Here is a 13,970-nt window from a genome sequence, read left to right as displayed (position 1 = left end):
CGGGATCAGAGACGCGCTTTTGCAACGCAGCGGCATACGTAGAATCAGCCTTGCAGATTTGCCGCTGCCGCTTGTCGAGCTTGTCACCGCGTGGCTGCCGCTGATAACGCGAGAATCGTTGATCGCGTGTTCTCCCGTACCCGTGGCCTCCTGTCGTCACTCTTCATCCTCCCCGACCGTTGCTGCACGCAGCTTCCCTGCATTCTTTGCACGGCTCGAAGGAGGTTCAGGCACCTCTTCAAACAGGGCGCCAATCTCGGCTTCCTCCCTTTCCGCTTGCAAGCGGGCCGCTTCCTTCGCCTGATACTGGGCTTCGGCGTTATCGCTTATGTCTATGATGGTCCGCATGTCGTTCCCCGTACCGGCCAGCAGGGTTAGCACACCAACCAATTCACCGTCGTGCTTTACACGAGCACTGTTGCCCCGCCACTGCAATGAGTAGGATCGTCCCCGGAAGTACATCGCCTTCTTGCTGGAGAACGTCACGCGGTTCTCGCCTTCGCCTGCGGACGTGGCTGCTTCCGAAGCGGGCTGTTGCGCCTTACCGGCTTTCAGCAGCCTCAGGAAGTGAGCGACCGTCTTGTGTTGCTCGGTCGGGTGATAGCCCTGCGCAATCAGTCGCTTGCGGATCGGCTCTAGCTGGTACTCCTTCAGTGGCCTGCCCCAAACTTTCTCTGGCACCGTCTCGGCAGCATCGGCGTTCAATGCCTTCAACACTCGGGGCACCATGCGTTCGTGCTGCTGGCGGCGCGGAATGTTCCACAGGCTCTCGTCTAGCAACAGCAGTTTCACCAGTTCCTCAGGCACCTTCCAAGAACCCTCGAACGATACGATGTAGTACGCACCGGTCTTATTGTCCCTACCGACCTCGACCTCGTGCCGTTGCTCAAAATCCCGCCGAAGGTTCGCTTCTGCCTCTTTCACTTGGGCCACAAGCTGTGGAAGCATCGAACGGGCCTTCCCGAGCCTCTCCCGCTTCTTCTCTCTGCGCTCGGCTAACTGCTCGGCAGCGATAACGGCCTTCAAATCCTCGTCGCTCAGTATCATTTCACTGCGCCCCGAATTAGAAGGTGTCTCGAATGATGGATACCGGGCTGAATCGCTTCACCCTGAAAGCCTTGTCGCACAGTTGTTCTTGAAGAGAATGGATACCTTTCCCCTCATCTTTATTAGGAAGATAGACAGGGAAGTGGATACCGAAACATGGATACCACCCCATAATCGGGCAGCTTGCAGGACACGACCCGAAACTTCGCCCCGCGTGGGTGGCGCACCCGAGCGCAGGCACGAGAGTCATCACAGGACAACCGCGAGCGGCAGCACGGGCCAGACCGTTTTCAGGACTGACTACGCCAACGACCGGCAGCGCAGGAGCAGTTCTGGAATGCTACACAGATCGCCAAACACGCGAAAGGACAATGAAGGGTTCGCGCAACACTTCCACACAATTCAATGACGACGGGCCAGCCGGATCGCTCCGCACTGGCCCGTGCCCCCCCCCTCCCGACACACCGTCGTCAGCTCGCGTACTCGCCCGCAGAGGGATGCCCGATGCCGATGTCAGCCGCAATCCGTGCTGCACCACCGGATGCAGCCTCCCCGGCAGAATGAGGACCGAGGCCAATCTTTGCCGCTACGCTCCGTGCCGTCACCGCATGCTTGCTGTCACTGTCCCTCAGCCGCAGTAGGGCCTGCCTGCTGATCCCGAAGTGCTCCGCCGTCCGCGTCACGTTCCCCGTGTCGGCCAGCATCCGCAACGCCTCTGCGGCACGCTCGCCCTCGATGCTCGCGGGACGGCCCATGTGCACGCCCGCCTCTCGCGCCTTTTCCCGACCCGCCGCAGTCCGCTCCGCAATCCGGTTTCGTTCCATGTCGGCTACCTGAGCCAGTACCGCGAGGATCAGCTCGCCCACACCCTGCGCGATCCGGCCCAGCCCGAGCACCTCCACGGCCACGCCCTTGCGCAGCAGCTCGCGCACCGTCGTCTGCACGTCAATGGCATCGCGCCCGAGCCGATCCACCGCGTACACGTGCACCGTGTCGCCGTCGCGAACGTACTCCATCAGCTTCGCGAAGCCCGGACGCTCACGCGCCGGAACAGCCCCGGACACGCCTTCGTCCGAGAACTCCTTGTCGAACGTGAGGCCACCCTTCGCCATGGCATGCCGCTGCGCGTCTGTGCTCTGGTCGCGGCTCGATACCCGGAAATACGCGATGTTGCTCTTGCTGCTCATACTCGCCCCCCAAAATGTCCGTAACACCATGCATAGTATCGGACAGTCCGTAATACATCAACATTATCTTTCGGACACCCCTAGGCACACTAAGTCATGGGTGTCCGTAACGTACACCTTGCGGACAGCGACCAATGGACCGACCATGCTCTCGTGCGCACCAAAGGTTACATGCCAGCGATTTCCTTAACTTAGCCTTGTGCCGCAAGACTCTGCCGGGAAAGGTGCGCGACGCCCTGCGCTACGCGTCGTGCCTGAGCGCTTCGATAAGGCTCGCTGGTTCCATCCGGGTGGGACAGACCGTACGGCTCGGGAGGGCCCGATGGGGGACTTCAGCGAAGCGCGCCACGCTGTAGCCCCACGTGGAAATCTGGAACAAATTTCGGCCCAAGCAAATAACGTCGCGTCAGCGATAAACTCGCCAAGCGAGCCGGGTAACCGTACGAGGCACAAATGTTTCCGTTCACGCTTCTCGGATTGGCCTACACAGTCGCCAAGGACATCAAAGCGAACTTCCTCGATTGGACCGAGGAAGAGAAGATCGTAAGTCGCGATTGGATAGAGAGAACCGATCTCCAAGCCGAACTTGCGGCGAAAGGTGTCGCGCTAGGCCAGTGCAGACCCGATCTGCTCGCCATCCGGCAACTTGATGGATGGGACGTCGCCTACGAACTAGACGAAGCGAAGCGGGTAGCCCGAAAACTGGTGTTCAGGGACAACACGCTGCTAATAGTGCGCCACGTCTAAGCGGGGCGCGCCAACAGCCGACCAACGGAAGTGCGTTCTATCAAATGGTGGACACCCGAACCCCAGATCAGCGAAGCAAGATAATGCGAGCCGTCGGCTCCCGAAACACGGGACCAGAATTGCAGGTGCGAAGACTTCTACATCGGCTCGGTTATCGCTACCGGCTTCACGCTCACGGACTACCCGGCACTCCCGACATTGTGTTCGCCAGCCGAAAGAAGATCATCTTCATTCACGGCTGCTACTGGCACGGGCATTCGTGCAAGAAGGGAGCGCTCCCCAAATCCTCGCTAGATTATTGGGGGCCGAAAATACAAGCCAATCGAGACAGGGATGCAAGTAATGTCGCGGCGCTAACTGCGGCTGGGTGGAAAGTGTTGACCCTCTGGCAGTGCGAGCTTCGAGACATGTCGGCAGTCGAATTGACCCTCACTGCCTTCCTAGGTCCCACATCAAAAATTCGATCGACACGCCAAGAACATTCCGGTACGATTCGCGTCTAGCAATTTGACGTTGACAGAACAAGAGAGAATTGACGATGAGCCGACCAATTGGTATCGACTTGTTTGCCGGTGCGGGCGGACTGTCCCTTGGGTTTGAACAAGCTGGCTTCGACGTCGTGGCTGCAGTGGAGATCGATCCTATCCACGCAGCGGTTCACAAGTTCAACTTTCCCCACTGTGCAGTGATTCCCCAAAGTGTCGAAAAGCTTTCAGGGGCGCAGATCCGAAAGGCTGCTGGCATCGGAAAGCGCAAGATAGACGTCGTCTTCGGCGGCGCGCCGTGTCAGGGTTTCTCGATGATAGGGCAGCGGGCACTAGACGATCCCCGCAACGCACTCGTTCGCCACTTCGTTCGCTTGGTGCATGAACTAGACGCTAAAGCGTTCGTTTTCGAGAACGTTAAGGGCATCACCGTCGGCAAACACGCGCAGTTCCTGCAAGAGTTGATCGATGCATTCTCTTCTATCGGCTATGAGATCCGTTTGCCTTGGAAGATCCTGAACGCCGCCCATTTCGGCGCACCTCAGTTCCGCGAACGCCTGATCTTGATGGGTTGCAAGAAGGGTAGCGAACTGCCCGCCTACCCCGCACCGATCTTCCGCCCTGCTGGAACTGACAAAGATAGAGCAGGACTGCCTGAGGGTCCGTCCTGCTACGACGCGCTCAACGACATTCCGGACGCGGAAGCCTATGACGAGTTGCTGGACACAGATGCTGTGAAGGTGAAGTGGGGTAAGGCGAGTGCTTACGCCAAGTCGCTACATGGCAGTGTTAGAGCGCATTGGGACTTTTCCTACAAACGATCATTCGACTCGACCTTGTTGACGAGCAGCATGCGAACGGACCATACGGAGATCTCCCGCCGCAGATTCAGCGAAACGGAACAGGGTGCGGTTGAACCGATTTCTCGCTTCTTCAAGTTGTCGACTTCCGGCGTCAGCAACACGCTGCGCGCCGGAACAGACAGCGCTAGAGGTGCATTCACATCACCGCGCCCCATCCACTATAAGTACGCTCGCTGCGTCACGGTTAGGGAAATGGCACGCTTGCATGGTTTCCCAGATTGGTTTCGTCTCCACCAGACCAAATGGCACGGTGCCCGTCAAATCGGGAACGCTGTCCCCCCACCACTAGCTCGTGCAGTCGCAGCCCAAATCATGCTCGCGCTGGCAGCGCAGCCTGCCGTGCCTGAGGTCGCTGTCGATCTTGGAGATGAAGCGCTTCTTCGCATGGACATGGGTGAAGCCTCATCGCACTTCGGCATCTCCACCCCCATCGGTAAGCGCGACAAGAAAGGGGCACCCAAACGCAGGCAATGGGATGATCGGCCAGTGCCGTCCGGAGCCCAACAACCTGAGGAAGCTCAGCTAGATACCCTTGACCCTCGGACAGAGCTCGTATAACGCCTCTTGCTCCAACTCCAACGCGGTGAAGTCCTCAAGCTCGCCGCGTCGGACGCCCTTGAACTCGGCGACGTAGATCCCGGCAGGGGTGGAGGTCATTGCGATGGGCACAACGAGGCCCACTGCCGTCTCGTTGAATGCAGCCTTCACTTGCTGCACTATCTGTTCCTCAAGAATCCGTTGATTCTTCTTTTTGGCCTCGGCGGTAATAACCATGCGCTGCAGTTCGCCGTTTTCGTCGCGGTAGGTCGCCGCAAATAGCGCATCCACCTCGCAAAGCCGAAGCTTGATGCCGATTTGCAGGTGGGTTAGCTCTACAACATCGATAGGCGAGCGCAACGCGAAGTGCGTCTCCACCACTGCCAGCTTCACCGCCACTTGAATTAGGTACGTCTCATCGTCACGCCCCAGCTCCTTGCTGGCCAACGGCATAGAGATGCTCTGAACCCGGTGAGACCAGACGCCCTCGTGGTACCCAAATCGATTCGGAAACGGCTCGTCTTGCCCCTCCTCGTACGGCACGAACTCAAACACATTTCCATCGCCTGTGACTTGCCTCCCGCCGATACGAAGCCCTTTCAGCTTGTCGGGCCACATGTTCGAGGCACCCATACCCCGAATGACGTCCTTAATGAAGTTCGCAGGATTCCTCGACGAAAGGTGCGTCCCCTTGTTTTCGTTACACCAAGTAATCGCCGCGACGACGTCTTCGTTCGTCACGATAGTTCGAATCAAGCGCTGCGCCGCAGGATCCCACAAGGTGTCGTAGATACGTTCAATGACGTCCGGTTTTTGTGATTTCGCCATTTGTCTATTGGTGCCAGAACACTAGAATCGTCGGAAAGCCGCTACTGTATCAAGTATTGCCCGCATGAATTCAGACGTGTTCGAGGCTGAGGGCGAACTCGACCACGTAGTGAGCATCTGCGCTGTCGTGGTCTGCGGCAAATCGAATTCGACAACGAATGGGCGTGCTGCTACGGCTTGAGCATCACGCTGGACCGATGCTGCACCTGCCGGGGCTGTTATGATTGGCCCGTCTTGCTCGTCAGCACGGTGCTGGCTTGGAGACAATCCAGAGACATTTCATGTCTCGCTCGGATGCTCCGGCGAGGCGGGAAGGTGCGTTGAGGTCTTGAATCTTGGCGCGCCCGGCTGGGATCGAACCAGCAACCCCTGCCTTCGGAGGGCAGTACTCTATCCATTGAGCTACGGGCGCATTTGTGCAAAAGCGCTGCCACCAGACCGAAGAATACGGGGATAGCAGCGCTGCGAAGAGACGGCAAGGATACCCGGTTTCGGTGAAACCGTCCACCGCGCGCGGCCGGCGGGGTGAGCGAAGCGCCGCAGCAAACCACCGCACCGGCGAATACGCCCAAAAAACCACCCTCAATCTCACAGGGTCCGATCAAAAAATCAAAACCGCACAAAACGCACCACACCTCCGGGTAAACGCCCGCTACACAGCCACCGTGCGCATGCACCTGATGCGGACCCATGCGTCTATAATTTTTCCTGTTTGATCCATCGCAAGGCTGTTGCCGTCCTGCTGTCACGCTCACCACCATCCCAATGGGAGACGAGACAAACATGAGCGAAGCACCCAACGGAACCCCGATCAAAACACCCGGCCAGCTGATCGCGGCTGTCATCGCGGCGTTTGCCGTTCCTATCACCATCATCATCCTGCTCGCCTACTACGTCGACAACACGACGCGCACCGGCGCGGGCACCGATGAACTCGCCCCCGACGCAGTCGCCCAGCGCATCGCGCCCATCGCGCAGGTCACCATTCGCGATGCCAACGCGCCGCACGTCTACAAGACCGGCGAGCAGGTCTTTCAGGCTGTCTGTTCGGCATGTCACGCGACCGGCGTAGCGGGTGCGCCGAAGTTCGGCAACTCGGGAGACTGGGCGCCGCGCATCGCGCAAGGCTATGACACGCTCTGGCACACCGCGCTCTCCGGCAAGGGCGCGATGCCGCCGCGCGGCGGCACCAGTCCCGACGACTACAGCGACTACGAAATCGGCCTCGCGGTGGCCTACATGGCGAACCACGGCGGCGCGAACTTCCCCGATCCGCCGAAGCCCGCGGCCAATGCCGCCAACGCGGCAGAAGCGGCGCCAGGCGCGGCGGCGGCAGCAGCAGGAAGCGCACCGGGCGCCGCTGCGGCCGTGGCTACGCCCGCCAGCATTGCGCAGACGGCAACAGCCCCCGCGGCGGGCGCGACCTCAACTGCCCCATCAATCGCGACCGCAAGCGCCGACACCGCACAGGCCGGCAAGGTGCTCTATCAGAAGGTTTGCCAGGCGTGTCACGCGGCGGGTCTGCTGGGTGCGCCGAAGTTCGGCAGCAAGGCGGACTGGGCGCCGCGCCTGAAAGATCCGATGGACACGATCTACAACTACGCGCTGAACGGCAAGGGGCAGATGCCGGCGCGGGGCGGCTCCGGCGCCTCGGACGCCGAAGTGAAGGCCGCCGTCGATTACATGGTGAGCGCTGCGAAGTAAGCCCACGCTCACAGTTCAGCCGCATCGATAAAAACAAAGGGCTGCGTCTCACGATGCAGCCCTTTTCACGTCAAAACGTCCGAAGCCCGAAGTGGCGCGCCGCCGCGCCGTCGTGCAAGTTCTTCAACCCTTTTGCAGCAGCGCCTTCAAGCTCGCAAGCCGGTCCTTCGGCGACATCGGCGCTTCTTCCGGTGTGGGCGGCGGCGCGTCGTCCAGTCCCATTTCGGGGATGAAGCGCGACGCCTCGCACACCACAGTTTCTCTCGCGCGCTTGCGCTTCTTGCACCAGTTCAGATGCAGGCTGCGCTGCGCGCGCGTGATCGCGACGTACATCAGCCGCCGCTCTTCCTCGATGCGCGCGTCGTCGATCGGTTCGTCGTCGGCGCCGCCGCGATGGGGCATGATCCCCTCTTCCACGCCGACCAGAAACACGTGCGGGTATTCGAGCCCTTTCGACGCGTGCACGGTCGAAAGCCGCACCGCATCCGGGTCCTCTTCCTTGCCTTCGAGCATCGACATCAGCGCCACCGTCTGGATCAGGCCCAGCAGGTTCTTGCCGGTATCGGCGAGGCCGTCGGCATTGTCGTAGCCCGTGGCTTCGGCATCGTCGCCGGGTTCGGGCTCCGGTTTCGTGCCCTTGCGCTTGAGCCATTCGAGGAATTCGAGCACGTTCTGCCACTTCGACTGAGCCTGGCGCTCGTCGAAGGTGTCGTACAAATAGGCTTCGTAGTGGATCGCTTCCATGAGGTCGTCGAGCACGACCGTCGCGGGTTCCTTCTCCGCGCGCTCGGCAAGACGCTGCATGAAGTCGCAGAACACGCGCATCGGCTCGACCTGGCGGGCCGAAAGCCGCGCCTCGATGCCGCCCATGTACACCGCCTCGAACAGCGACACCTTCGCCTGGCCCGCGAACGAGCCGAGCGCTTCGAGCGTCGTGTTGCCCACGCCGCGTCGCGGCGTCGTGATTGCGCGGATGAACGCGGGATCGTCGTCGGGGTTCGCGATCAGGCGCAGGTACGCGCAGAGGTCCTTGATTTCGGCTTTGTCGAAGAACGATTGCCCGCCCGAAAGCACGTACGGAATGCGCTCGCGCCGCAGCACCTGTTCGAAGATGCGCGCCTGGAAGTTGCCGCGATACAGGATCGCGTAATCGCGAAACTGCGCGCGCCGCTCGAACTTGTGCGCCGAGAGCCTGAACACCACCGATTCGGCCTCGTGTTCTTCGTCGTTGCACGGCGTGACCGTGATCGTGTCGCCCATGCCGTGCTCGGACCAGAGCTTCTTCTCGAACAGTTTCGGGTTGTTCGCGATGACGTTGTTCGCCGCCGTGAGAATGCGCACCGTCGAGCGATAGTTCTGCTCCAGCTTGACCACGTGCAGCTTCGGGAAGTCGCGGCCGAGCTGTGCGAGGTTTTCGAGCGTCGCGCCGCGCCAGCCGTAGATGGCCTGGTCGTCGTCGCCCACGGCCGTGAACGCCGCGCGCGGGCCCGCCAGCAGCTTGAGTAGTTCGTACTGGCAGGCGTTGGTGTCCTGGTACTCGTCGATCAGCAGGTAGCGCAGCTTGTTCTGCCAGCGCTCGCGCACCGGTTCGTTCCGCGCGAAGAGTTCGCTCGGCAGGCGGATCAGGTCGTCGAAGTCGACGGCCTGGTACGCATGCAGCGTCGCCACGTAATTGCGGTAGACGATGGCCGCCTGGTGCTCGTCCTCGTTCGACGCCGTGGCGAGCGCCTCTTCAGGCATCACGAGGCCGTTCTTCCAGAGCGAGATGATCGACTGGATCTTGCGGATGAAGCCCTTGTCCGTCGAGCCGACCTGCTCCTGGATCATGGCGAAGCAGTCGTCCGAATCCATGATCGAGAACTGGGGCTTGAGACCCAGATGCTCGGCTTCCTGGCGCAGGATCTGCACGCCGAGCGAGTGGAACGTGCAGACGGTGAGCTGGTTCACCGGCACCTTGCGGCCTTCCTTGCCGGGCGTCGTCAGCGTCTTGCCCTCGAGCAGTTTGCCCACGCGCTCGCGCATTTCGGCGGCGGCCTTGTTGGTGAACGTGACGGCCGCGATATGGCGCGGCTCGAAGCCTTTGACTTCGATGAGGTGCGCGATCTTCTGCGTGATCACGCGCGTCTTGCCGCTGCCCGCGCCGGCGAGCACGAGACAGGGACCGTCGAGATAGCGCACCGCTTCGCTTTGGGCGGGATTCAGGCCTGCGGACATCGTTGCTGGATTGGAAAAACGGGTGGATCAGGTGGATCAGACAGGGCGCGTGCGGCGAACCTGCCGTGCGCGATGGCGGCGAGCGCTCCGCTTGCGCGGGCTCGGGCACGCAGCGCGTGGACAACGTCCCGCGCGGCGAACGCAAGGCGCGAGCGCAGCGCAAGGCAAGACCACCGCGCGGTGTGCGATCGCGGGTGGGATGTTAACACGGCGAGCCGGTCGGCCGGAGGGATCGCGGCGCGCTGGTGGCGGCCGTGGCGAGCGGCGCACGGGCGCGCCGCGCCCCGTCGATATGACCCCGCCCGCAATGCGCGGCCGGACGTGATCCGCCACCGAGAGCCCGCCGTCCACCACCCGCCGCGTGCCACAATAACGCCCACCCGCCCACCACGGCTGCGGCTCGCGCCGCGCCCACCTTGCAGGAGTCACCGCATGACTTCACCGCTGAAAATCGGCCTGATGGGCTATGGCTTCGCCGGCCAGACCTTCCACGCACCCGTAATCGCGCACTGCGCGGCCACGGTACTTTCCGCGATCGCCACCGGCCAGCCCGATCGCGCGCGCGCCGACTTTCCGGACGCCGCCATCGTCCCCGATCTCGACGCACTGCTCGCGCTCGACGACATCGAATGCGTCGTGATCGCGACGCCCAACGATACCCACTTCGACCTCGCACGCCGCACGCTGGAGCGCGGCAAGCACGTCCTCGTCGACAAGCCGGTCACGCTGAGCGCCGCCGAGGCGCGCACGCTCGCCGCGCTTGCATCGGCGCGCGGTCTGGTGTTCGCACCCTTTCACAACCGCCGCTGGGACGGGGATTTCCTCACCGTGCGCGCGCTCCTGACAAGCGGCGAACTGGGCCGCGTGACGCACTTCGAATCGCATTTCGACCGCTTTCGCCCACAGGTGCGCCAGCGCTGGCGCGAGGATGCCGCGCGCGGCGGCGGCCTGCTCTACGACCTCGGGCCGCATCTGGTCGACCAGGCGCTCGCGCTCTTCGGCGCGCCCGAAACGGTCGCCGCATTCGTGCGCACGCGCCGCGATGACGCGACGGCACCCGACTACGTGCATCTCGTGCTCGGCTACGCGAATCACGACGCGGTGCTGCACGCGAGCGCGCTCGCCGCGTTCTCGCCGCGCTTCGTGATCAACGGCACGCGCGGCGGCTATCTGAAGAACGGCCTCGACACGCAGGAGGACCAGCTGAAGGCCGGCCTGCGCCCGGGCGAGGCGGGGTTCGGCGCGGGCAACGAGGCGGGACGGCTGCACGTCCTGCTGGATGCCCCCTCGGGCGGCAGCGAGAGCGAACGCGCGCTGCCCACGGTCGACGGCGACTACACGGGTCTTTATCGCGCGCTGGCCGCGGCGATCCGCGACGGTGTGCCGTTTCCGGTGAGCCCGCAGGACGCCATCGACGTGATGACGGTCATCGAACTGGCGATGCAAAGCACCGCCGAGGGCCGCACGCTTCCGTTCGTGCGCGCGGACTGACTGGGCACATGTCCTGCGATTCGGGCGCGCAGCGCCCGAATTTCCCCTCGTCGGACAGCGTGCACAGCGCCGAAGCCGATGAAAGGGGCGCACCAGCCGTGACACGTGCGCGTGCGCGCGCCGTCATCGCGCGGGGTGCATGAAACGTTGGTTGCAGGGACAACGCCTCAAATCGCGCTCCAGGCGCGACAACGACCAGAAAGGAGTCTTGCATGTCCCGCATCGCCCGCGCGCTCGCCGCCAGCACGCTCGTCTCGACGCTCGCCGCGTGCGTCATCACCGGGCCGCAGCAGCGCCCCGCAGGTCCGGCGCCGCACGCGCTCTCCGTCGACCGGCTGCATCAGGTGGACGGCCGCATCGACAACCTGGGCCGCCGCCTCGACACGCGCGTGAACGAGGGCTACTACCCGCAGCCGCAGGGCGCCGCGGTCCATCGCCGCCTTGAAGAAATCCGCCGCGAAGCGCACGACATGGCGACCCAGCACGGCGGCGGCATCTCGCCCGACGAAGAGCGCGTGCTCAACGAGGAACTCGACACGGCCGCGCGCGCGATCGGCGAATAATTTCCGCGACGCTCGTCCCAGGCGTCCTTGGCGTCCTTGGCGTCCCAAGCGTCCCAGACGCGCCCGGTGTCCGCCCCGGGCGCGTGACACAGCGCCTCCCGCGCGCTGCCGCTTGCAGGCCTTCGCCGCACCTTCCCTGCGACACGCAGCATCCAGGCATGCGCGCCCATCAGTCCCCCTCGCGCGGGGAATTTTCCGCATTGACACGCCCCGTGCGCGTCGCGCACAATCGCTGCGCGCGCCGGGAGAGCGCGCTGGCAGCCGCTTGATATGCAAGCAAACGAAGCAGACAAGCGCCGCCAGCGCCGCCGAAGGGGCAACCCACAAACTCTCAGGCAAAAGGACCGTGCGCGCCGGACCGCTGATCCATCCGCTTGCGCGTTTTTCGCGCGCAGCGAATGGAAACGCGTGAACGTCCGCACTCTGGAGAGCGACAGTAGAACGGCGGCTCAGCCGCGTTCAGGCTGCCCACCGAAGGGGCGCGCGCCGCGAAGCGCTGCCATGCGCAGCGAACGGCGCAATCTCTCAGGTACCGAGGACAGAGGGGCCATGCACGAAGCGTCCACAGGCACAGGGCCTGCGGCGATTCATGCATGGCCTTTTTCGTTTTCGACCGTGACGAGATCGCCCCATGACCGAACTGAAACACACTCCGCTCAACGCCACGCACCGCGCGCTTAACGCCCGTATGGTCGATTTCGGCGGCTGGGATATGCCCGTCAACTACGGCTCGCAGATCGACGAGCATCACGCCGTGCGCACCGACGCCGGCATGTTCGACGTTTCGCACATGTGCGTCGTCGATTTCGCGGGCCCGAAGGCGCGCGAATTCTTCTCCCACGCCATCGCCAACAACGTCGCGAAGCTCACGACGCCGGGCCGCGCGCTCTACTCGTGCATGCTGAACCCGCAAGGCGGCGTGATCGACGACCTGATCGTCTATTACTTCGCCGACGACCAGTTCCGCACCGTCGTCAACGCGGGCACCGCCGAGAAAGACATCGCCTGGTTCCAGAAGCTGAACGCCGAAGGCGGCTTCGGCCTCACCATCACGCCGCGCCGCGATCTGGCGATCGTCGCCGTGCAGGGCCCGAACGCCCGCGACAAGGTCTGGCAGGTTGCGCCCTCCGCGCGCAGCTCCACCGAAACGCTCAAGCCCTTCAACGCCGCGAAGATCGACGTCACGCCGTTCGGCGAATTGATGATCGCGCGCACGGGTTACACCGGCGAAGACGGCTTCGAAGTCGTGCTGCCGGTCGCCGCCGTGTGCGAGTTCTGGGACGCCTTGCAGCGCCAGGGCGTGAAGCCCTGCGGCCTCGGCGCGCGCGACACGCTGCGCCTCGAAGCCGGCATGAACCTCTACGGCCAGGACATGGACGACAACGTCTCGCCGCTCGACGCGGGCCTCGCCTGGACCGTCGACATGAAGGAGCCGCGCGATTTCGTCGGCCGCGCCGCGCTCGAAGCCAACGGTTCGCGCATGGCGTTCGTCGGCCTCATCCTGCAGCGTGAAAACGGCAAGGCGGGCGGCGTGCTGCGCGCGCACCAGAAGGTGCTCACGCCGTTTGGCGAAGGCGAAATCACGAGCGGCACTTTCTCGCCGACGATGCAGGAATCGATCGCCTTCGCGCGTGTGCCCAAGAGTGCGCAAGCAGGCGTGCAGCCGGGCGACGTCGTGCAGGTGCAGATCCGCGACAAGGCGCTTTCCGCGACCGTGGTAAAACTTCCGTTCGTGCGCAACGGCAAGGTGCTCGTCGCCTGACCGGCGCGCTTTTGCGCCGCGCACGCCCCCTCTTTTCAAGCATTAGCAAACCCATACCGCGAACCACGCACTGGAGCATTCAATGAGCATCCCGGCCGATCTGAAATACACCGAATCGCACGAATGGGTCCGCACGGAAGCCGACGGCACGTTGACCGTCGGCATCACCGACCACGCCCAGGAAGCGCTCGGCGACATCGTGTTCCTGGAACTGCCCGAAGCAGGCCGCACGGTCGGCGCGGGCGACGCCGTCGCGGTGATCGAGTCGGTCAAGGCCGCCTCGGACATCTACGCGCCGGTCGCAGGCGAGATCGTCGAATCGAACAGCGCGCTCGTCGACACGCCCGACGTCGTGAACGGCACGCCCTACGAATCGTGGCTCTTCAAGATCAAGCCGGCCGCGGGCGCTTCGCTCGACAAGCTGCTCGACGCCGCCGGCTACGAAAAGGCCATCGGCGCTTAACCCCCACCGCTTACGGCGCGGCAGCCCATGCGCGGCCGCCGCGCCCCGCTCTGCGCGGGATGGCAGCAAGCGCTGAAGC

12 protein-coding genes, 1 tRNA gene and 2 riboswitches are annotated in these 13,970 nt (G+C 63.3%); of the genes, 8 read left to right on the top strand and 5 right to left on the bottom strand.

Annotated elements, in window-relative coordinates; genetic code table 11:
- Positions 1-156 precede the first annotated feature (156 nt).
- A complete protein-coding gene (locus tag Q0L30_RS23525) occupies positions 157-1,047 on the bottom strand; it encodes a hypothetical protein (protein ID WP_296662640.1) in 891 nt (296 codons plus the stop codon).
- A 470-nt stretch (positions 1,048-1,517) separates the two neighbouring features.
- Entirely contained in the window at positions 1,518-2,234 is a 717-nt protein-coding gene (locus tag Q0L30_RS23520) for a recombinase family protein (protein ID WP_296662637.1), read from the bottom strand.
- 453 nt (positions 2,235-2,687) lie between these two features.
- Between Q0L30_RS23520 and Q0L30_RS23515 the strand changes: the two genes are divergently transcribed.
- Genes Q0L30_RS23515 through Q0L30_RS23505 form a run of 3 tightly spaced genes read left to right on the top strand, consistent with a single transcriptional unit; the run spans position 2,688 to position 4,887 of the window.
- Positions 2,688-2,981: a hypothetical protein gene (locus tag Q0L30_RS23515; protein ID WP_296662635.1), complete on the top strand. Its 294-nt coding sequence runs from the start codon at positions 2,688-2,690 to the stop codon at positions 2,979-2,981.
- The gene (locus Q0L30_RS23510) at positions 2,888-3,484 is read left to right on the top strand and encodes a very short patch repair endonuclease (protein WP_367277859.1); all 597 of its coding nucleotides are present in this window, start codon (positions 2,888-2,890) and stop codon (positions 3,482-3,484) included. The genes Q0L30_RS23515 and Q0L30_RS23510 overlap by 94 nt, the downstream gene beginning before the upstream one ends.
- Positions 3,485-3,519: 35 nt before the next feature.
- Positions 3,520-4,887: a DNA cytosine methyltransferase gene (locus tag Q0L30_RS23505; RefSeq protein ID WP_296662627.1), complete on the top strand. Its 1,368-nt coding sequence runs from the start codon at positions 3,520-3,522 to the stop codon at positions 4,885-4,887.
- On the opposite strand, the gene Q0L30_RS23500 is transcribed toward Q0L30_RS23505, so the two are convergent.
- A complete protein-coding gene (locus Q0L30_RS23500) occupies positions 4,852-5,607 on the bottom strand; it encodes a hypothetical protein (protein WP_296662625.1) in 756 nt (251 codons plus the stop codon). The two genes, Q0L30_RS23505 and Q0L30_RS23500, sit on opposite strands and share 36 nt — an antisense overlap.
- A gap of 423 nt (positions 5,608-6,030) precedes the next feature.
- A tRNA-Arg gene (locus Q0L30_RS23495) sits at positions 6,031-6,106 on the bottom strand.
- A gap of 371 nt (positions 6,107-6,477) precedes the next feature.
- Between Q0L30_RS23495 and Q0L30_RS23490 the strand changes: the two genes are divergently transcribed.
- Positions 6,478-7,398 (top strand): c-type cytochrome, encoded by a 921-nt coding sequence (locus Q0L30_RS23490; protein WP_296662622.1) that lies wholly within the window; start codon positions 6,478-6,480, stop codon positions 7,396-7,398.
- Positions 7,399-7,521: 123 nt separating this feature from the next.
- On the opposite strand, the gene Q0L30_RS23485 is transcribed toward Q0L30_RS23490, so the two are convergent.
- Positions 7,522-9,612: a UvrD-helicase domain-containing protein gene (locus Q0L30_RS23485; protein WP_296662619.1), complete on the bottom strand. Its 2,091-nt coding sequence runs from the start codon at positions 9,610-9,612 to the stop codon at positions 7,522-7,524.
- Positions 9,613-10,044: 432 nt separating this feature from the next.
- Here Q0L30_RS23485 and Q0L30_RS23480 point away from each other — a divergent pair, with 432 nt between their 5' ends.
- The 4 genes from Q0L30_RS23480 to gcvH all read left to right on the top strand — a co-directional run bounded on the left by Q0L30_RS23480 (position 10,045) and on the right by gcvH (position 13,891).
- Positions 10,045-11,103, top strand: coding sequence for an oxidoreductase (locus tag Q0L30_RS23480; RefSeq protein WP_296662616.1), 1,059 nt, complete (start codon positions 10,045-10,047; stop codon positions 11,101-11,103).
- Positions 11,104-11,315: 212 nt separating this feature from the next.
- A complete protein-coding gene (locus Q0L30_RS23475; protein ID WP_296662614.1) occupies positions 11,316-11,666 on the top strand; it encodes a hypothetical protein in 351 nt (116 codons plus the stop codon).
- A gap of 232 nt (positions 11,667-11,898) precedes the next feature.
- Positions 11,899-12,022, top strand: a riboswitch (glycine riboswitch).
- A 57-nt stretch (positions 12,023-12,079) separates the two neighbouring features.
- Positions 12,080-12,218: riboswitch (glycine riboswitch) on the top strand.
- A gap of 79 nt (positions 12,219-12,297) precedes the next feature.
- Positions 12,298-13,428 (top strand): glycine cleavage system aminomethyltransferase GcvT, encoded by a 1,131-nt coding sequence (gene gcvT, locus Q0L30_RS23470; protein ID WP_296662611.1) that lies wholly within the window; start codon positions 12,298-12,300, stop codon positions 13,426-13,428.
- 82 nt (positions 13,429-13,510) lie between these two features.
- Positions 13,511-13,891 (top strand): glycine cleavage system protein GcvH, encoded by a 381-nt coding sequence (gene gcvH / locus Q0L30_RS23465; RefSeq protein WP_293034315.1) that lies wholly within the window; start codon positions 13,511-13,513, stop codon positions 13,889-13,891.
- Positions 13,892-13,970 lie beyond the last annotated feature (79 nt).

This window comes from Paraburkholderia sp. (assembly GCF_024281035.1).
In the GTDB taxonomy this organism is placed as follows: Bacteria; Pseudomonadota; Gammaproteobacteria; order Burkholderiales; family Burkholderiaceae; genus Paraburkholderia.
The sequence above is the reverse complement of the archived record's forward strand: the minus strand, read 5'-3'. Positions and strand labels throughout refer to the sequence as shown.

What these genes read in the sequence shown, in the direction of transcription:
- Q0L30_RS23525 (WP_296662640.1), bottom strand. Translation starts at nt 1,047, where the DNA reads ATGATACTGAGCGACGAGGATTTGAAGGCCGTTATCGCTGCCGAGCAG.
- Q0L30_RS23520 (WP_296662637.1), bottom strand. Translation starts at nt 2,234, where the DNA reads ATGAGCAGCAAGAGCAACATCGCGTATTTCCGGGTATCGAGCCGCGAC.
- Q0L30_RS23515 (WP_296662635.1), top strand. Translation starts at nt 2,688, where the DNA reads ATGTTTCCGTTCACGCTTCTCGGATTGGCCTACACAGTCGCCAAGGAC.
- Q0L30_RS23510 (WP_367277859.1), top strand. Translation starts at nt 2,888, where the DNA reads ATGGGACGTCGCCTACGAACTAGACGAAGCGAAGCGGGTAGCCCGAAA.
- Q0L30_RS23505 (WP_296662627.1), top strand. Translation starts at nt 3,520, where the DNA reads ATGAGCCGACCAATTGGTATCGACTTGTTTGCCGGTGCGGGCGGACTG.
- Q0L30_RS23490 (WP_296662622.1), top strand. Translation starts at nt 6,478, where the DNA reads ATGAGCGAAGCACCCAACGGAACCCCGATCAAAACACCCGGCCAGCTG.
- Q0L30_RS23485 (WP_296662619.1), bottom strand. Translation starts at nt 9,612, where the DNA reads ATGTCCGCAGGCCTGAATCCCGCCCAAAGCGAAGCGGTGCGCTATCTC.
- Q0L30_RS23480 (WP_296662616.1), top strand. Translation starts at nt 10,045, where the DNA reads ATGACTTCACCGCTGAAAATCGGCCTGATGGGCTATGGCTTCGCCGGC.
- Q0L30_RS23475 (WP_296662614.1), top strand. Translation starts at nt 11,316, where the DNA reads ATGTCCCGCATCGCCCGCGCGCTCGCCGCCAGCACGCTCGTCTCGACG.
- gcvT (WP_296662611.1), top strand. Translation starts at nt 12,298, where the DNA reads ATGACCGAACTGAAACACACTCCGCTCAACGCCACGCACCGCGCGCTT.
- gcvH (WP_293034315.1), top strand. Translation starts at nt 13,511, where the DNA reads ATGAGCATCCCGGCCGATCTGAAATACACCGAATCGCACGAATGGGTC.